This window comes from Variovorax sp. PAMC26660 (assembly GCF_014302995.1).
Classification (GTDB): Bacteria; Pseudomonadota; Gammaproteobacteria; order Burkholderiales; family Burkholderiaceae_C; genus Variovorax.
Map to the genome: position 1 here is coordinate 6,606,594 of NZ_CP060295.1, position 18,731 is coordinate 6,625,324.

14 protein-coding genes are annotated in these 18,731 nt (G+C 67.4%); 11 read left to right on the plus strand and 3 right to left on the minus strand.

Going from position 1 to position 18,731, the window contains the following annotated elements:
- Nucleotides 1–115: 115 nt before the first annotated feature.
- A complete protein-coding gene (locus H7F35_RS31020; RefSeq protein ID WP_187110328.1) occupies nucleotides 116–1,009 on the minus strand; it encodes a LysR substrate-binding domain-containing protein in 894 nt (297 codons plus the stop codon).
- 151 nt (nucleotides 1,010–1,160) lie between these two features.
- Here H7F35_RS31020 and H7F35_RS31025 point away from each other — a divergent pair, with 151 nt between their 5' ends.
- From H7F35_RS31025 to H7F35_RS31055, 7 genes are all read left to right on the plus strand, one after another.
- Nucleotides 1,161–2,294 carry a C45 family autoproteolytic acyltransferase/hydolase gene (locus H7F35_RS31025; protein WP_187110329.1) on the plus strand — a complete coding sequence of 378 codons (1,134 nt, stop codon included), beginning with the start codon at nucleotides 1,161–1,163 and terminating at the stop codon, nucleotides 2,292–2,294.
- A gap of 40 nt (nucleotides 2,295–2,334) precedes the next feature.
- Nucleotides 2,335–3,213 (plus strand): hydrolase, encoded by an 879-nt coding sequence (locus H7F35_RS31030; RefSeq protein WP_187110330.1) that lies wholly within the window; start codon nucleotides 2,335–2,337, stop codon nucleotides 3,211–3,213.
- 29 nt (nucleotides 3,214–3,242) lie between these two features.
- Nucleotides 3,243–4,187: an ABC transporter permease gene (locus tag H7F35_RS31035; RefSeq protein ID WP_187110331.1), complete on the plus strand. Its 945-nt coding sequence runs from the start codon at nucleotides 3,243–3,245 to the stop codon at nucleotides 4,185–4,187.
- Between the two features lie 5 nt (nucleotides 4,188–4,192).
- Entirely contained in the window at nucleotides 4,193–5,020 is an 828-nt protein-coding gene (locus H7F35_RS31040; protein WP_187110332.1) for an ABC transporter permease, read from the plus strand.
- The gene (locus tag H7F35_RS31045; protein WP_187110333.1) at nucleotides 5,017–6,681 is read left to right on the plus strand and encodes an ABC transporter ATP-binding protein; all 1,665 of its coding nucleotides are present in this window, start codon (nucleotides 5,017–5,019) and stop codon (nucleotides 6,679–6,681) included. The genes H7F35_RS31040 and H7F35_RS31045 overlap by 4 nt, the downstream gene beginning before the upstream one ends.
- A gap of 36 nt (nucleotides 6,682–6,717) precedes the next feature.
- The gene (locus H7F35_RS31050) at nucleotides 6,718–8,295 is read left to right on the plus strand and encodes an ABC transporter substrate-binding protein (RefSeq protein WP_187110334.1); all 1,578 of its coding nucleotides are present in this window, start codon (nucleotides 6,718–6,720) and stop codon (nucleotides 8,293–8,295) included.
- Between the two features lie 65 nt (nucleotides 8,296–8,360).
- Nucleotides 8,361–9,467: an alpha/beta hydrolase gene (locus tag H7F35_RS31055; protein ID WP_187110335.1), complete on the plus strand. Its 1,107-nt coding sequence runs from the start codon at nucleotides 8,361–8,363 to the stop codon at nucleotides 9,465–9,467.
- On the opposite strand, the gene H7F35_RS31060 is transcribed toward H7F35_RS31055, so the two are convergent.
- Together H7F35_RS31060 and H7F35_RS31065 are read right to left on the minus strand one after the other, a co-directional pair.
- On the minus strand, nucleotides 9,460–10,092 hold the full coding sequence (locus H7F35_RS31060; protein ID WP_187110336.1) for an alpha-ketoglutarate-dependent dioxygenase AlkB: 633 nt from the start codon (nucleotides 10,090–10,092) through the stop codon (nucleotides 9,460–9,462). The two genes, H7F35_RS31055 and H7F35_RS31060, sit on opposite strands and share 8 nt — an antisense overlap.
- On the minus strand, nucleotides 10,079–12,403 hold the full coding sequence (locus tag H7F35_RS31065) for an ATP-dependent DNA helicase (protein WP_187110337.1): 2,325 nt from the start codon (nucleotides 12,401–12,403) through the stop codon (nucleotides 10,079–10,081). Before H7F35_RS31065 ends, H7F35_RS31060 begins: the two co-directional genes overlap by 14 nt.
- Before the next feature lie 149 nt (nucleotides 12,404–12,552).
- On the opposite strand from H7F35_RS31065, the gene H7F35_RS31070 reads away from it, so the two are divergent.
- The 4 genes from H7F35_RS31070 to H7F35_RS31085 all read left to right on the plus strand — a co-directional run bounded on the left by H7F35_RS31070 (nucleotide 12,553) and on the right by H7F35_RS31085 (nucleotide 18,707).
- Nucleotides 12,553–16,041, plus strand: a complete 3,489-nt coding sequence (locus H7F35_RS31070) for a response regulator (RefSeq protein ID WP_187110338.1) — start codon at nucleotides 12,553–12,555, stop codon at nucleotides 16,039–16,041.
- Between the two features lie 89 nt (nucleotides 16,042–16,130).
- Nucleotides 16,131–16,913: a CheR family methyltransferase gene (locus H7F35_RS31075; RefSeq protein WP_187114475.1), complete on the plus strand. Its 783-nt coding sequence runs from the start codon at nucleotides 16,131–16,133 to the stop codon at nucleotides 16,911–16,913.
- A complete protein-coding gene (locus tag H7F35_RS31080; protein ID WP_187110339.1) occupies nucleotides 16,910–17,515 on the plus strand; it encodes a chemotaxis protein CheB in 606 nt (201 codons plus the stop codon). Before H7F35_RS31075 ends, H7F35_RS31080 begins: the two co-directional genes overlap by 4 nt.
- Nucleotides 17,505–18,707: a hybrid sensor histidine kinase/response regulator gene (locus H7F35_RS31085; protein ID WP_187110340.1), complete on the plus strand. Its 1,203-nt coding sequence runs from the start codon at nucleotides 17,505–17,507 to the stop codon at nucleotides 18,705–18,707. The genes H7F35_RS31080 and H7F35_RS31085 overlap by 11 nt, the downstream gene beginning before the upstream one ends.
- Nucleotides 18,708–18,731 lie beyond the last annotated feature (24 nt).

Sequence of the window (18,731 nt, forward strand, 5' to 3'; positions counted from 1 at the left end):
GTCAGTACTCCTTCGGGTTGAGAAGCCTCCATGCTGGGCGGCTGGTGCCTGCCGGGGGTAAGAAGACGCGAGCGCTGCGCGTCAGCCTTGTCTGGCGCGCGTGGTCGCAAGCGTGTCAGCCGCCCGGCTTCATGCGGCGCAGGTGCGCCAGCATTTCCTCGCGAACCACGCCCGTGATGTGGCTTCGCCGCCCGTTCTCCAGCATGCCCAGCCGGCGCGCGATGGGCCGGCCCGGCAGTTGCAGCACGCACAGCGCGGGGTCACTCTCCCAATCGAAATTCTTCAGCAGCGGCGCCATGGTGAAGCCGACGTTCTTGCGCACCAGTTCCGCAATGGCAAGCAGCGAATTGAGTTCCAGGAATTCCTTGGGAACGAGCTGCAGCCGCCGCAGGATGCGGTCGATGCGTGCTCCCGTCGGCGTGCGCCGGTCGAAGCGGATGAAGGGATGGGTGGCGAACAGGCTCGCAATGCTCGTGTCGGGCGAAGCGATGCCCGAATTGGCGATGACGGTGAGCGTCTCGTCGTAGCAAGGCGTCCACAGCAGGCCCGGCACCTCGGGCCATTGCCGCTCGACCACCACGGCCGCATCGAGTTCGCCGCTCACCACGTCCTGCATCAACTGCGATTGCTCACGCACGCGCAGCTCAACCTCGAGGTTCGGATGCAGCGACTTGAGCACCGCCAGCGTGCTCGACAGCAAACCCATGGCCGAGATCAGCGAGCCGAGCTTGATGCTGCCGGCGATCTGCCGCTGGTCCTGCAGGTCGCGCCGCATCGATTCGTACTGCGCCAGCAGCTCTTCCGCGCGCGGCAGCAGCAGATGCCCGGCGGGACTCAGCACCATGGTGCGGCCGGTCTTGTCGAACAGCGTCTTCTTCATTTCCGCTTCGAGCGCGCGCATCTGCTGGCCGACCGCCGCCTGCGTCAGGGCCACCTGGTCGGCCGCGGCGGCGAAGGAGCCCCCACGGGCAGCGGCCACGAAGGTGCGAAGAAAGCGGATGGTGCTCACGGGGCAGGCAGACGTTGAAAGGTAAATAAATCCTTTATCAACTCTAAATGATTTTTAAATTTTATTTTTCCTGTGCCTGCAAAACAATGCGTGCCATCACCACCGCACTACCGCCTTTGCGCGGCAGGCAGATGACACCTTGCTGCAACCCATGACCACTCCCCAATACTTTCCCCTTGTCGATGTTTCCGGCACGCCGCACGCGCGCGGCGTGCAGCACGGCCGTGCCGTGCCAGAGCGCGTGGCGGGCGGCGTCGCGCTCTACCGTGCCCAGCTCGGCCGGCGCGGGCTCGACGAGGCGACGATCCGCCAGCTCGCGCAGTCGATGCTGCCGATCATCGAGGCCTACGACGCCGGCTACCTCGAAGAGATGCGCGGCATTGCCGAGGGCGCGGGCGTGTCGCTCGAAGACGTGGTGATGATCAATTGCCGCACCGAAATGCTGTTCGGCTATGCCGACCTCAAGGGCAAGGCCGATCCCGCACCCGACGCAGCCCCGTCCGAAGACGGCGACTGCACCGGCCTGCTCGTGCTGCCCGCGCGCTCGGCCACCGGCCGGCTCATGCATGCCCACAACTGGGACTGGCGCCAGGAATGCGTGGACACCGGCATCGTGCTGCGCATCCGCAGCGCAAGCGCCCCCGACATGCTCACCTTCACCGAAGCCGGCGCGCTCGCGCGCCATGGCTTCAACACGCACGGCGTGTCGCTCACCGGCAATTCGCTGACCTGCGACGAAGACTTTTGCAAGGGCCCCGGCGTGCCGCTGGTGCTGCTGCGCCGTCGCATCCTGGAGGCTGCCAACCTCGCCACCGCGATGAAGTCGGTGTGGGCCTCGAAGCGCTACTGCGCCAACAACATGATCCTGGCGCAGGCCAGCGGCAACGACGGTTCTGGCATCAGCCTCGAAACCTCGCCAGGCGAGATCTTCTGGACCCTGCCCGAAAACGACCTGCTGGTGCATGCCAACCACTGGATGTCCCCGTCCGCCGTGATGAAGCTGCGCGACCCCGGCCTGCCACAGCGGCCCGACAGCATCTACCGCCAGCACCGTGTGGAAAACGCGCTCGGCCGCATCGAGGGCCGCATCGACTGGACCCATGTGAAGGCTGCGCTGGCCGACGAATTCGGCAAGCCCGACGGCGTGTTGCGCACGCCCAAGCCCGCGGACTTCAGCAGCATCTCGGCCACCGTGGCCACCACGCTCATGGATGCGGCCAACCGCGTGATGTGGGTGGCGCGCAAGCCTTACGAGGCGCGCAACTTCCAGGAATACACGCTGTAGTTCCGCCCGCCCTTCTCTCTTCATTTGCAGATTTCTCGCCATGACCGCCACCACCGAAACCTCCACCGCCCTGGCCGACCGACGCGCCCGCGCCATCTACGACCTGGGCCCCAGCACCATCTACGCCTCGCGCAGCGACCCGCGCTTTTCGTACTGCACCTACGTGCCGGAGCACATCGGCCAGCCCGGCACGCGGCCGATTCAACTGGTGGTGGTGGTGCACGGCACCGGCCGCGCCTTCGTCAACTACCGCGAGGCCTTCAGCGGCTTTGCCAAGTGGAACGACTGCATCGTGCTGTGCCCGCTGTTCCCGGCGGGCGTGCGCGGCGACGGCAACCGCGACGGCTTCAAGCACCTCATCGAGGCGGACATCCGCTACGACCAGATCCTGCTGGACATGGTGGCCGAGGTGGGCGAGAAATTCGACTGCGACTTCAGCCGCTTCGCGCTCTTCGGCTATTCGGGCGGCGGGCAGTTCGTCAACCGCTTTGCGATGCTGCACCCCGAACACCTGTGGGCCGCGTCCATCGGCGCGCCGGGCTCCGTCACGCTCATCGACCCGCAGCAGGGCTGGTGGGTCGGCACGCAAGACTTCGACGCGCGCTTCGGCAAGCCGATGAACCTCGATGCCCTGCGCCGCGTGCCGGTGCACATGATTGCCGGCAAGGCCGACATCGAGACCTGGGAGATCACGCACCGCGAAGGCGGCAAGTTCTTCATGCCGGGCGCGAACGACGCCGGCCGCACGCGGCCCGAACGCCTCGACACCTTGCGCCGCTCCTTCGAGGCGGCTGGCGTGAAGGTTGCGTTCGAGCTGCTCGACAACGTGCCGCACAACGGATTGGCCTGCGTGGGGCATGTGCAAGACTTCTTCGCGAAGGCCCTGCACGAGTTGCGTGCCACGCCCTCGCCGGCCTGACGCCCACCACCCACAAGGAAGAACAAGGCATGTTCCGTTTCGCAGCCGCCCGCATCGCGATGGCGATTCCCACACTGCTCATCGTGGCGGTGTCGGTGTTCGTGCTGATACGGCTGATTCCCGGCGACCCGGCGCAGTTGCTGCTGGGCGACCTTGCCACGCCCGCGAGCCTTGCGGAACTGCGCGCCCGCCTCGGTCTCGACCGCTCGGTGATGGCGCAGTTCGGCATCTGGTTCGGCCATGTGCTGCAGGGCGACCTGGGCACGTCGATCAACAGCGGCCAGGAAGTGCTGCCGCTGGTGGCAGAGCGCTTCCTGATCAGCGGGCGCATCGTGCTGGTGGCCGTGGCGCTGGCCGCGATGGTTGCGGTGCCCGCCGGCATGATCGCTGCGTGGAAGCAGAACCGTGCGCCCGACCTGCTGCTGGTCGGCTCGGCCACCCTGCTGGTGTCGATCCCGACCTTCTGGCTCGGCCTGCTGTTGCTGCTGCTGTTCGGCCTCAAGCTGGGCTGGTTGCCGGTGGTGGGCTACGTGGGCATCACCGAAGACTGGAAGAACGGCCTGCTGTATCTGGTGCTGCCGATCCTCACGCTCTTCCTGCACGAGATCGGCGTGCTCATGCGCATGGCGCGCGCCAGCACGCTCGAGGTGCTGCGGCTGGACTACATCACGCATGCGCGCGCCAAGGGCCTGTCGGAGCGCGCGGTGCTGATGCGCCATGCCTTCAAGAACGCCTTCGGCCCGACCTGGACCCTGATCGGCCTGGTGCTGGGCAACCTGCTCGGCGGCATCGCGGTGGTGGAGACGGTATTCACCATTCCAGGCCTGGGCCGCCTGCTGGTCGACGCGATCTTTGCGCGCGACTACCCGGTGATCCAGGGCTGCCTGCTGTTCGTGGCCGTGATCTATGTGGTGGTCAACCTCGTGATCGATCTTTGCTACCCCCTCTTCGACCCCCGCGTCGCCGTCGAATGACAACGATGAAGCGCAAGAAGCGCATTCCCCTCAACGCGCTGGTCGGCATCGTCATCGTCGGCCTGATCGCCGCGGCTGCGCTCATCAGCCTCGTGTGGACGCCGCACGATCCGCTGCGCATCAACTTCGGCTCGCGCCTGAAGCTGCCGGGTGGCCCCTACCTGCTGGGCACCGACGAGTTCGGCCGCGACGAGCTGTCGCGCCTCATGGCCGGTGCCGCCACCAGCGTGTGGATTGCCGTGCTGACCGTCGGCTTCTCCATCGTGGTGGGCAGCATCGTCGGCGTGCTGACGGGCTTTCTGCGCGGCTGGACCGACCGCATCGTGATGGCCTTCAACAACGCGCTGCTGGCCTTTCCGGGCCTGCTGCTGGCGCTGGGCCTGCTCGCGGTGGTGGGGGCCAACCAGTACGGCATCATCCTGGCGCTCGGGCTGGCCTACACGCCATCGGTGACGCGCATCGTGCGCGGCACGGTGCTGTCGCTGCGCGAGAAGGAGTTCATCGAATCGTCGCGCGTGCTCGGCAACTCCGAGCTGTACACGATGGTGCGCCACGTGCTGCCCAACTGCACCGCGCCGCTCACGGTGCTGGCCACCTCGATGTTCGGCTGGGTCATATTGGCCGAGAGCGCGCTGTCGTTCCTGGGCCTGGGCGTGCCGCCACCGGCACCCACCTGGGGCAACATGCTCGCGTCGGCCCGCCCGTTCATGGCGCAGGCCAGCTACCTTTCGATTCTTCCCGGCCTGTGCATCGCATTGACGCTGCTGGGCATCAACCTGCTGGGCGACGCGGTGCGCGACTGGCTCGACCCGCGCATGAAGGGCGTGCAATGACAGCCACGACGAACACGCCGCTGGTCAGCGTGGAAGGCCTGACGCTCGCCGTCGGCATGGGCGGTCGCGAGATCGTGCGCAACGTGTCCTTCGACATCGCGCCGGGCGAGATGGTCGGCATCGTGGGCGAATCGGGCAGCGGCAAGACGCAGGCTGCGCGCGCCCTCATGGGCCTGACGCCACCGCCGCTGGTGCGCACCGCCGGTCGCATCCTCTTCGAGGGCGAAGACCTGGCGCTCGCCAAGCCGGCCCGGCTGCGCGCGCTGCGCGGCGCGCGCGTCGGCATGGTGTTCCAGGAGCCGATGACGTCACTGAACCCGTCGATGACCATCGGCAAGCAGCTCGGCGAAGCGCTCGCGCTGCACCGCCGCGACCTGTCGCCCGCCGCGCGGCAGGCGCGCATTCTCGACATGCTGGCGCGCGTGGGCATCCGTGACCCGAAGGGCGCGCTCGCGGCCTGGCCGCACGAGTTCTCGGGCGGCATGCGCCAGCGGATGATGCTGGCCTCGGTGATGCTGCTGGAGCCCGCCTTGCTGATCGCCGACGAGCCGACCACTGCGCTCGACGCCGTGGTGCAGCGCGACGTGCTGGAGCTGATGGTCGGCCTCACGCGCGAGCACCAGACAGCCGTGCTGATGATCAGCCACGACCTGCCGATGGTTGCGCGCTTCACGCAGCGCATGGTCGTGATGCGGCATGGCGAGGTCAAAGAAGTCGGCAACACCGACGACATGCTCGAACACCCGAAGCATGAATACACCCGCGAGCTGCTGCAGGCCATGCCGCGCCGGCTGCCCGCGCGGCAGGCGGTGGACGATGCGCCCGTCATCGAAGTGCGCAGTCTCGTGGTCGACTACCCTGGCCATCGCCGGCTGTTCGCCAAGGCGGTGCCCAAGCGTGCGCTGCACGGCATCGACCTTGTGGTGCGTCCGCGCGAAGTGGTCGCGGTGGTCGGCGGCTCGGGCTCCGGCAAGACCACGCTGGGCCGCACCATCGCCGGCCTGCTCAAGCCCAGCGGCGGCGAGATTCTTTTTCGCGGTCGCCCCATCGCGCGCTCGGACGCCGGCTGGTTCGACTACCGGCTGCAATGCCAGATGGTGTTCCAGGACCCGTATGCCTCGCTCGATCCGCGCATGACCATCGGCCAACTGGTCGGCGAAGGGCTGCGGCTGGTCAAGGGCATGTCGTCGGCCGACAAGGCCAAGCGCGTGGCCGAAGTGCTCGACGAGGTCGGCCTCGACACGGCCTATTCGCCGCGCTATGCGCACGAACTCTCCGGTGGCCAGCGTCAGCGCGTGGCGATCGCGCGGGCGCTCGTGCGCCGGCCCGCGTTCGTGATCGCCGACGAGCCGGTCTCGGCGCTCGACGTGACGGTGCGCGCGCAAGTGCTCGAACTCTTCGCCGAGCTGCAGAAGCGCCACGGCTTCTCGTGCCTGTTCATCAGCCACGACCTCGGCGTGGTCGAGCAGGTGGCCGACCGCGTGATCGTGATGCAGGACGGCCGCATCGTCGAGCAAGGCTCGCGCGACACGGTGTTCGATGCGCCGCAGCAGGACTACACGCGCAAGCTGCTGTCGGCCATTCCGGCGCTGGAGCCGACCGAGGCCGGCGGCGTGCGGCTGCGCTGGCGCTTCGGTGCCGAAGCGCCGGTCTTCGCCTGATCCTTCTTTTTGTACTTGCCCCTGCAGGAGTTCCTGATGCCCCGCTCTTTCTTCCGCCATGCCGCCATCGCCAGCGCCTGTCTGGCCGCTTCGGGCGCCTTCGCACAGACCACGGTGACGGTCGCGCAACCCGCCGACATCCGCTCCACCAACCCCGGCGTGAACCGCGACAACACCACCGATGGCGTGGTGCTGAACATCGTCGAAGGTCTGGTGGGCTACCGCATGGACGGCAGCGTGGGCCCGCTGCTGGCGCAGTCGGTCGATATGTCGAAGGACGGCCTGACCTACACCTTCAAGCTGCGCAAGGGTGTGAAGTTCCACAACGACGCGCCGATGACCTCGGCCGACGTGGCCTGGAACTGGAAGCGCTACATGGACCCGAAGACCGACTGGCGCTGCACCAGCGAGTACGACGGCCGCAACGGCCTGAAGGTGGTCGAGACCGCCACGCCCGACGACAGCACCTTCGTGATGAAGATCAACAAGCCCTCGGCCGTGTTCCTCGACACGCTCGCGCGCACCGACTGCGGCATGACGGCCATCCTGCACAAGAGTTCGGTCAAAGCCGACGGCAGTTGGGACAAGCCCGTGGGCACCGGCCCGTTCAAGCTCGCGGAATGGAAACGCGGCGAATACGTCACCGTGACGGCCTTCAAGGGCTACACCTCGCCGGCCGGCGCCACCAAGTCCGATGGCTACACCGGCCTGAAGACGCCGCTGGTGGACACGGTGAAGTTCCTCGTCGTGCCCGATGCAGCCACCGCGGCAGCGGGCCTGAAGTCGGGCGCCATCGATGCGGGGCAGATCACGTCGAGCGATGCGCAGGAGCTGAAGAACGACCGCAACCTCGTGGTGCAGGCGCCGCCCGAGGCCATCAAGAACGTGCTGCTGATCCAGACGCGCGACCCGCTGCTGAAGAACCAGAAGCTGCGCCAGGCCATCGCCGCCTCGCTCGACATCGAGCAGATCGTGGCGGCTGCTTCCGAAGGGCTGGGCTCGGTCAACAACTCGGCCATCCACAAGGGCTCGGCCTTCTACAGCCCCGCGCAAAAGAAAGGCTGGCACTACGACCCCGCACAGGCTGCGAAGCTGCTGCGCGAGGCCGGCTACAAGGGCGAGAAGATCACCATCCAGACCAACAAGCGCGCCCATGTGCCCAGCTACACGGTGGCCGTGCTGGCGCAGGCCATGATGCAGTCGGTGGGCATCAACGCGCAGCTCGAAGTGCTCGAATGGGCCACGCAGCTTGACCGCTACAACAGCGGCAACTACCAGATCAGCTCGTTCAGCTATTCGTCGCGGCTCGATCCGGCACTGAGCTACGAGCAGTTCTCGGGCCCCAAGGACAAGCAGGCGCGCAAGGTGTGGGAAGACCCGCAGGCGCTGAAGCTGATCGACGACAGCTTTGCCGAGTCGGACCCGAAGAAGCGCCAGGCGCTGTTCGACCAGATCCACGCGCTGATGATCCAGCAGGTGCCGATGGTGATGCTGTTCAACGGCCTCGATGCATGGGCCGTGCGCAAGCGCATCGGCGGGTTTGCGGTGTGGGAAGGCAAGCCGCGCATGTGGGGCGTGTCGGTGAATGCGGCGGGCGCCGCCAAAGGTGGTTAAGGTCGATGGCGCCCGTCAGCCGGTAGGCTCTTGAGCGGTTGCACTTTTTTCCTGGAGTTCTCTTCATGTCCATCGGCAAGTCGGCAGGCCTCGTGCGCGCGGCGTTTCTTGCGCTCCTTCTCATCGGATCGAACGGCCTCGCCCAGACGCAGGGCGAAGGCGATCTGGCGACCCGCAACAGCCGCCGTGTCGACGAGCCCGTCAAACAGGTCGGTGACCAGCGCATCGCCGTCAGGACGGCGGACGGTGCGGGCACCATCCCGATCTTCGCGGACCGCCCGATCGATGCGCCCGCGCCCGACGTGCGGCGCGTGATCGTGATCGTCCACGGCATCCTGCGCAACGCCGACGTGTACTTCGCCACCGGAAAGAAGATCGTCCAGAACGCGGGCGACGCGGCCACGGGCACGATGGTCGTGGCGCCGCAGTTCCTCACCGCCACCGATGCGAAGGTCTTCAGCCTGTCGCCCGACGTGCTCGGCTGGGTCCGCTCCGGCTGGGCGCGCGGCGATGCGGCGGCCGGCCCCGCACCGGTCAGTTCGTTCTCGGCGCTCGATGCGGTGCTCGCGCATTTCGCGGACCGCAGTCGCTATCCGGCGTTGAAAGAGGTGCTGCTGATCGGACATTCGGCCGGCGGGCGCATCCTCAACCGCTATGTGGCCACCAGCGACGGCGAGGCGGTGCTGCGCCGCGCCGGCATCGGCATCCGCTATGTGATTGCCAACCCGAGCAACTACCTCTACTTCGACCGCGACCGGCCCTCGGCCGACGGCAAGCTGCAGCCGGCCGACCTGCAGGCATGCCCTGCCGTCAACGACTGGCCTTACGGCCTGGACAAGGCGCCGCCCTACGTGGCGAAGCAGGATGTGAAATCGCTCGAAGCCCGCTACGCATCGCGCAACGTCGTCTACCTGCTCGGCGGCGCCGACACCGACCCGTACCTGCATTTCTTCGACCGCTCCTGCAGCGGCATGGCCCAGGGGCCGAACCGGCTGGCCCGGGGGCATCCGTACTTCGACTACCTGAAGAGCCGGCACGCCACGAACTTCAACCAGCACATCGTCGAAGTGCCGGGCATCGGGCACGACAACCTCGGCATGTTCACATCCGACTGCGGCGTGGCGGTGCTGTTCGAGAAGAAGCTGCCGGCGGGCTGCCCGGTCTTCAGGTAGGCCCGCGACCGATGCCCTTGTCGCGCCGCGTGCGCAACGTGATCGAGTAGCGCAGCGCCTCGGTCGGTGCAATGGCGTGCTGCCATTCCCAGCGCGCAGGGCCGTGCAGCAGGTACACGGAGCGCGGCTCGATCAGGAATTCGAGCGCAGCCGGCCCCGATGCAGGCGCCCCCGGCACATAGGGCCTGAACTGCATCACCGCATCGTTGTTCAGCGAGACGCCGATGATGTCCTCGAAGTCGGGCACATCGCGGTGCCAGCCCAGCGGCGTGCCGGGCCGGTACTCGGCGATCAGCATGTGGGCGAGGTCTTCGGGCGCGACGCCGGCCCATGCGGCCACCTTCGCCCGCAGCGGATGCAGCACGTCGGGCAGCGGCGCACCGGGTTTGAGGCGGTTCGTGTCGAAGTCGTAGCTGCCGCCGAAGCTGGTGCCGCGGCGGCGCGCGGTGTATTCCTTGTAGCGCATCTCCTTGAGCGGCAGGCCCTGCACGATGCGTATCAAACCGGCCTCTTCTTCATGCGAGAGAAAACCGCGCTCGTAGCGCAAGCCCTCGATGGCGGCCACGGGCGCCTCGCCGAACAGGTCTGGCTGGCCCGCGTGTTCGAGGCGTCTAGCGGCGCGCACCGTCTTCGTCTCCGGTCAGCCGCACATGCCACCAGCTCGGCAGCAGTTGCCGGATCTCCGCCCGCGCGAAGCGGTCGTCCAGCAGGTGCAGCACGCCCCGGTCTTCCTCGGTTCGGATCACGCGACCGGCCGCCTGCACCACCTTCTGCAAGCCCGGGTAAAGGTACGTGTACTCGTAGCCCTTGCCAAAGCGCGACTGCATGCGCTCGCGCGTGATCTCGTTGAGTTCGTTGTATTGCGGCAGCCCCAGGCTCGCGACGAAGGCGCCGATGAGCCGGCTGCCCGGCAGGTCGATGCCTTCGCCGAACGCGCCGCCCAGCACGGCGAAGCCGATGCCCTGGCCGCCTTCCTCGAAGCGCGCGATGAAGCCGTGGCGCTCGGCTTCGCGCATGCCGCGCGTCTGCGTCCACACCGGCACGCCGGGGTGGCGGCTGGAAAAGGCGGCGCAGGCTTTGTCGAGGTAGTCGAAGCTGCTGAAGAAGGCCAGGTAGTTGCCGGGCACGCGCTCGAACTGCGCGCCGATGATGTCCGCCACATGGCGCAGCGATCCGGCGCGGTCGCGAAAGCGCGTCGACACGTCCATCGCCACTTCCACACGCAACTGCTGGCTGCTGAACGGCGAGGCCACGTCAAGCAGCGCCGTGTCTTCCGGCAGCCCGAGCGCATCGCGGTAGAACTCGAAGGGCGACAGCGTGCCCGAAAAGCAGGTGACCGAGACCGCCTCCGCGAAGCGGGCTTCGAGGAACGGCGCGGGCACGAGGTTGCGGATGGCCAGGCTGCGCTGCTCTTGCGTGGCGCCCAGCGTGCGCTCGAACACCGAGTGGTCGCCGAAGGCTTCGGACATTCGCGCGAAGTGCAGCGCGTCGAAGAAAAAGCGCTGCAGCGGCCCCTGCGATGCGTCGGGCGTGGCCGCGAAGTATTCGGCCATGGCGGTGTTGGCGGCCTGCAGGGTGCGCGTGAAGCGCTCGGGGATCTCGTCGCCGGTCTCGTAGTCGGCCTGCTGCGACTGCTGCAGCGTGTCCCATTCGCGGAACAGCCGGGACAGCGGGCCGCGCAGTGCCGACGGCGCCACGCGGTGCGCCTCTTCGAGCGCCGCGCCATCGAGCTGCGCGGTGTACATGCCGCGCGCCCGCTCCAGCAGGTTGTGGGCTTCGTCCACCAGCACGGCCACGCGCCAGTCGGCGTCGCGCATGGTGGCGTAGAGAAAGGCGCTGCCGTCGAAGTAGTAGTTGTAGTCGCCGACGATCACGTCGCTCCAGTGCGCCATTTCCTGCGCAAGGAAATAGGGGCACACCTCGTGCGCGAGCGCGATGTGGAGCAGCGCGTCGCGGTCGAGCCAGGCGGCCTGCGCAGCCTGCTCGCGCGCGGCGGGCAAGCGGTCATAGAAGCCCTTGGCGAGGGGGCACGAATCGCCGTGGCAGGCGCGGTCGGGGTACTCGCACACCTTTTCGCGGGCCGCGAGTTCGAGCACGCGCACCCTGCCCTGCGCGCGGCCCTTGTCGAGCACACGCAAGGCATCGAGCGCGACCGGCCGGCCCGAGGTCTTGGCGGTGAGGAAGAAGACCTTGTCGATCTTGTGCGCGGCGCGCGCCTTCAGCAGCGGGAAGATGGTGGCGAGCGTCTTGCCGATGCCGGTGGGTGCCTGCGTCATCAGGCAGCGCCCGCCTACGGCCGCGCGGTAGACGGCTTTGGCCAGTTCGCGCTGGCCGGTGCGAAAGGCGCGGTGGGGAAATGCTAGCTGCGCGAGGGTGGCGTCGAGCGCGCTGCGGTGGCCGGCCTCGCTTTGCGCCCAGGCGCTGTAGCGGCCGCACAGCAGCTCGAAGTGCTCACGCAGCGAGGCATGGGTGTGGTTTTCTTCGAGCACGGTCTCGTCGCCACTGGCGAGGTCGAGATACACGAGCGCGACTGTCATGTCTTCGTGGCCGTGTTCCTCGCACAGCATCCAGCCGTAGGTGCGGGCCTGCGCCCAGTGCAGCGCGCGGTGGTTGCCGCGGATGGCATCGAAGTCGCCGCGAAAGGTCTTGATTTCTTCCACGCGCGCATTGCGAATGTTGCGAGCCTCGTAGCCGTCGGCCCGGCCGCGCACGCGCAGCGCGCCGCAGGTCGCCTCGAGGCCCACTTCGCTCTGATAGCCGCTGCCCCGCCGGCTCTGCACCAGCGCATGGCCGGCGATGCCTTCGAGCGCGCTGGGCGCGGGCACGAAACGCAGGTCGAGGTCGCCCGCCTTCGCGCCGAAGGCGCACAGCGCCTTGACGGAAACGACATGCGCCACTGGGGCCGCGTCTGGCAGGCTGGAAGCTTCGGGCGCCATCTCGCTCTTTTTACTGTATGAAATTACAGTATAACGAGGGCGTCCTTTGCCGGCCCGTTCCGGGCGATGCTCCGTCTCGGGGTGTTCTCCGACAGGGAGGGCATCCTTTTTCGGCAAAACTTGACAAGTTTTGCTTACAAATGCGCCTGATGAACACTCCCTCCGCGATCGATCCCGACGACTTCGAGCGTCTGCTGAGCCGCAACCTCAAGCTCCCGCTCATGGGCGGCGTTTTCGGCGCCGTGGTGTTCGTCGGGCTGATCCTTTTCCTGCTCAACACCATCGGCTGGGTCGAGCACACCGACCGCGTCACCCGGGCCGCCAGCGAGCTGCAGCGCCAGAGCATCGACATGGAAACCGGCATGCGCGGCTTCCTGATCACCGGTGACGAAACCTTCCTGGAGCCCTACCAGAGCGCCCTGCCCCGGATCAAGGGCGACACCGCCGCGCTGCGCGAACTGGTGTCCGACAACCGGCAGCAGGTGGAGCGGATCGACCGCATCGCCGCGATCCAGGACACCTGGAACGAATTCGCCCGCAGCCTGATCGCCGCGCGCCGCGCCGGCGAGGACACCCACGCCACTGTGCGCCTGGGCCGCGGCAAGCGGCTGACCGACGACATGCGCGCCGAGTTCACCGTCTTCATGGACACCGAGCAGGCCCTGCGCTTCCAGCGCAACAACGACGCCAACCGCACCGCCTGGTGGGTGGTGGGCCTGTTCCTGCTGTTCACGCTGGTGCTGACCGGGCTGGTGGCCTACTTCGGCCGGCGGCAGTTGATGCGGCTGTCCGACAGCTATGACGTGGTGCTCAAGGCGCAGACGGCGCACACGGATCGCCTGTCGCACGAGGCCTGGCTGCGCGGCGCGCAGACCGAGCTGGTGGGCGAATTGGTCGGCGAGCTGAGCGCGCCGGACATGGGCCGCAAGATCCTGGCCTTCTTCTCGCGGCAACTGGGCAGCGCGGTCGGCGCCCTGTACGTGCGCGAGCGGCACGGCCCGCTGCGGCGCGCGGCGAGCTACGGCTTTTCGAGCGAGGCCGAAGCCACGCCGCAGGTCTTTTCTCCCACCGAAAGCCTGGTCGGCCAGGCGGCGGCCGAGCGGCGCCGCATGCTGGTCGATCCGGTCAATGCCGACTACCTGAAGGTCAACTCGGGCCTGGGCGAGATGGCGCCCAAGGCGGTGCTGCTGATGCCGGTGGTGAGCGACGGCCTGGTCAACGGCGTGATCGAACTCGGCCTGGCCGGCCCGCTCGACGAGCGCGGCAACCAGTTGCTGGACGTGGTGGCCGACGACATCGGCACATCGCTCGCGGCGGCGCGCTACCGCGAGCAACTGCAGGACGTACTGGCCGAAACCCAGCAGCTCAACGAAGAACTGCAGGTGCAGCAGGAAGAACTGCGCACCGCCAATGAAGAACTGGAAGAACAGTCGCGCGCCCTGCGCGCCTCGCAAGCCATGCTGGAAAACCAGCAGGCCGAGCTGGAGCAGACCAACAGCCAGCTCTCCGAACGCACCGAGGCGCTGGACCAGCGCAACACCGCCCTGCGCCGCGTGCAGCGCGACCTGGAAGACCGCGCCGATGAGCTGCAGCGCGCCAGCCGCTACAAGTCCGAATTTCTCGCGAACATGTCGCACGAGCTGCGCACGCCGCTCAACAGTGCGCTGATCCTGGCCAAGCTGCTGGGCGACAACCCGCAGGGCAACCTGAGCGCCGAGCAAGTCAAGTTCGCCGACTCCATCTATTCGTCGGGCAACGACCTGCTGGTGCTGATCAACGACATCCTCGACATCTCCAAGGTCGAGGCCGGCAAGCTCGACGTGGTGCCGGAAGACGTGGCGCTCGACAAGCTGGCCCAGAGCCTGGAGGGCACTTTCAGGCCGCTGGCGATGCAGAAGAACCTGGGCTTCCGGCTGGAGATCCGGCCCGGCGCACCGGCCTCGCTGGTCACCGACCGGCAGCGGGTCGAGCAGATCCTGAAGAACCTGCTGTCGAACGCACTGAAGTTCACCGACCGTGGCGAAGTAGCGCTGATGGTGTCCGCCGCGGCGGACGGCGGCGCGGCCTTCGCGGTGTCCGACTCGGGCATCGGCATCGACCCGCAGCAGCACGAGCTGATTTTCGAGGCCTTCCGCCAAGCCGACGGCACCACCAGCCGCCGCTATGGCGGCACCGGCCTGGGCCTGTCGATCTCGCGCGACCTCACGCAACTGCTGGGCGGCACGCTCGCCGTGCAGAGCGTGCCCGGCCAGGGCAGCACCTTCGTGCTGCAACTGCCGGCGAAGGCGCCGCAGGCTTCGCCGCAGCAACAGGCGGCTCCCGCACCGGCACCGATGCGCGGCGCGCATTCCTATGTCGCGCCCGCCGCTCCGGTGCTTGTCGCGCCCTCGCCCAAGGCCGTGGTGCCGGCACCGCAGTTCGCCGACGACCGCTCGATTCCCCGCGACCAGGTACGCCGCGTGCTGGTGATCGAAGACGAGCCGCAGTTCGCGCACATCCTCTACGACCTGGCGCATGAGCTGGGCTACCGCTGCCTGGTGGCGCACGGCGCCGCCGACGGCTTCGAGCTGGCCACGCAGTTCGTGCCCGACGCGATCCTGCTCGACATGCGCCTGCCCGACAGCACCGGCCTGGACGTGCTGCAGCGGCTGAAGGATTCGCCGCACACCCGCCACATTCCCATCCACGTGGTCTCGGCTGCGGACAACGCGCAGGCCGCGGCGCTGCACATGGGCGCCATCGGCTACGCGCTGAAGCCGGCCACGCGCGACGAGCTGATGAAGGTGTTCGGCCGGCTCGAAGAAAAGCTGACGCAGAAGGTCAAGGTCGTGCTGCTGGTGGAAGACGACGAGTTGCAGCGCGAAAGCGTGATGCGGCTGATCGAGGACGACGACATCGAGATCGTCGCGGTCGGCTCGGGCGAAGAGGCGCTGGAGCTGCTGCGCACCCGCGTCTTCGACTGCATGATCACCGACCTGCGGCTGCCCGACATGCAGGGCAGCGAGCTGCTCAAGAAGATGGCGGCCGAAGAGATCGTGTCGTTCCCGCCGGTCATCGTCTACACCGGGCGCAACCTCACGCGCGACGAAGAAGCCGAGCTGCAGCGCTATTCGCGCTCGATCATCATCAAGGGCGCCCGCTCGCCCGAACGGCTGCTCGACGAGGTGACGCTGTTCCTGCACAAGGTGGAAGCCGAGCTGTCGAGCGAGCGCCAGGGCATGCTGAAGACGGCGCGCGGGCGCGACCGCATCTTCGAGGGCCGAACCATCCTGCTGGTGGACGACGACGTGCGCAACATCTTCGCCCTGACCAGCGCGCTGGAGCAACGCGGCGCGGCCGTCGAGATCGGCCGCAACGGCCGCGAGGCGCTGGAAAAGCTCGACCAGGTGAGCGAAATCGACCTTGTGCTGATGGACGTGATGATGCCGGAGATGGACGGTCTGGAAGCCACACGCCGCATGCGTGCCGATCCGCGCTTCCAGAAGATGCCGGTCATCGCCATCACCGCCAAGGCCATGAAGGACGACCGCGAGCAATGCCTGGCCGCCGGCGCCAACGACTACCTTGCCAAGCCCGTGGACCTGGAGCGGCTGTTCTCGCTGCTGCGTGTATGGATGCCCCGGATGGAGAGACTGTGACCCGGAACCGCCCACCCCTTTCCCCTTCCAGTACGTTCACGCCGCCGTTGCATCCGCTGAGCGACACGGAGATCGAGCTGCGCCTGCTGATGGAGGCGATCTACCTGAAGTACAGCTACGACTTTCGCAACTACACAGTGGCCTCGCAGAAGCGCCGCGTGCTGCATGCGCTCGACCAGCTCGGGCTGCCGAGCATCTCGGCGCTGCAGGAGCGGGTGCTGCGCGAGCCGGCGCTGTTCGGGCGGCTGCTGCAGTTCCTGACGATTCCGGTGAGCGAGATGTTCCGCGACCCGTCGTACTTTCTGGCGCTGCGCCAGCATGTGGTGCCGATCCTGCACACCTACCCGTCGGTCAAGGTGTGGGTGGCGGGCTGCAGCACCGGCGAGGAAGTGTTCTCGCTCGCCATCCTGCTGCGCGAAGAAGGCCTGCTCGCACGCACGCAGATCTATGCCACCGACATCAACCCGGCCTCGCTGGAGAAGGCGCGGCAAGGCATCTTTCCGCTCGAAGCCATTCGCGGCTACACAGTCAACTACCAGCGCGCGGGCGGGCGCGGCGAGTTCTCCGACTACTACACCGCCGCCTACGATGCCGCGCGCTTCGACCCCTCGCTGTGCGCCGACGTGATCTTTGCCGACCACAGCCTGGCCACCGACAGCGTATTCGCTGAAACCCAACTGGTGTCGTGCCGCAACGTGCTGATCTACTTCAACCGCGAGTTGCAGGACCGGGCGCTCGGGCTGTTCCACGAATCGCTGTCGCACCGCGGCTTCCTTGGCCTGGGCTCGAAGGAAAGCATCGACTTCTCGGGCTACGCGGAGCGTTTCGATACGCATGCGCGCGCCGAACGCATCTACCGCAAGCTCGCATGAGAAGACAGCTTCGCTCCTTCCTGCGCAAGCGCGTGGACGCCGTGGTGCTCGGCGCTTCCGCTGGCGGCATCGATGCGCTGACCGTGCTGCTTCACGAGTTGCCCGCCACCTGGCACATCCCGATGGCGGTGGTGTTGCACCTGCCCGAAGACCATGAAAGCCACCTCGCGGAAATCTTCGCGCAGCGGCTGCCGATTCCGGTGCACGAAGCCAACGACAAGATGCCGCTGGCCAGCGGCAGCCTGTATTTCGCGCCACCGGGCTATCACCTGTCGATCGAGCGCGAGCGCAGCTTCTCGCTCAGTTGCGAGCCGCCGGTGCTGTTCTCGCGGCCGTCGATCGACGTGTTGATGGCCTCCGCCGCCGATGCCTACGGCCCCGCGCTCGCCGGCTTCTTGCTGACGGGCGCCAACGACGACGGTGCCGAAGGTTTGCGCCGCATCCATCTGGCCGGCGGGCTTACCGCCGTCCAGGAACCGAAAGAAGCACTGATTCCCACCATGCCCCAAGCCGCCATTGCGCGCCACGCTCCCGATTACGTGCTCCCCCTGCGCGAGCTGCGCACCCTGCTTCTTCAACTCGAGGCCGCCCATGAACATTGACATCGAAAGCAAGCTGCTGATCGTCGATGACCTGCCGGAAAACCTGCTGGCGCTCGAAGCGCTGATCCGCGCGCCGGGGCGCACCGTGTACCGCGCCCTGTCGGCGGAAGCCGCGCTCACGCTGCTGCTGGAGCATGAATTCGCGCTGGCCATCGTCGACGTGCAGATGCCCGGCATGAACGGCTTCGAGCTGGCCGAGCTGATGCGCGGCACCGAGCGCACGCGGCACATTCCCATCATCTTCGTGAGCGCCGCCGGGCGCGAGTTGAACTACGCCTTCCAGGGCTATGAGAGCGGCGCGGTCGACTTCCTGCACAAGCCGCTCGACCCGCATGCGGTGGTGAGCAAGGTGAACGTGTTCGTCGACCTGTACCAGCACCGCAAGGCGCTGCGGCACGAGATGGAGTCGCTTGCAGCCGCCCACCGCAAGCAGGAAGAACTGGTGCAGCAACTGCAGCACACGCAGCGCGAGCTGGAGCGCGCGGTGCGCATGCGCGACGACTTCATGTCGATGGTGTCGCACGAACTGCGCACGCCGCTCAACACGCTCTACCTGGAAGCGCAATTGCGGCAGCTTCATCTGTCGAAGGGCAACCTGGCGATCTTCGCGGCGGACCGGCTGCCCGCGATGATCGAGCGCGACCAGCGGCAGATCCGCAACATGGTGCGGCTGATCGACGACATGCTCGACGTGACGCGCATGCGGCGCGATGCGCTGTCGATACAGACCAAGCCGGTGGACCTGGCGGTGCTGGCGCGCGCGGTGGTCGATAACCTGCACCAGCAGGCCGAGGCCGCAGGCTGCGTCATCACGCTGCAAGCGCCGCATGAATTGCGCGGCGTGTGGGACGAGTTCCGCATCGAACAGGTGCTGACCAACCTGCTGACCAACGCGCTGCGCTACGGCGGTGGCAAGCCGGTCGAGATGGTGGTGCAGCAGCAGGTCGATGGCTCGGCGCACGTGAGCGTGCGCGACCAGGGCATCGGCATCGCGCCCGAAGACCACGAGCGCATCTTCGAGCAGTTCGAGCGCACCGACGACAGCCGCAAGCACGCGGCCGGCCTGGGCCTGGGGCTCTACATCACGCGCAAGATCGTGGACCTGCATGGCGGCCACATCGGCGTGGACAGCGCGCCGGGCCAGGGCTCACGCTTCGTGGTCGACCTGCCGCTGCAGCCGGCAAAGACCTGAACGTAGGCCCACTCCTACCGCACG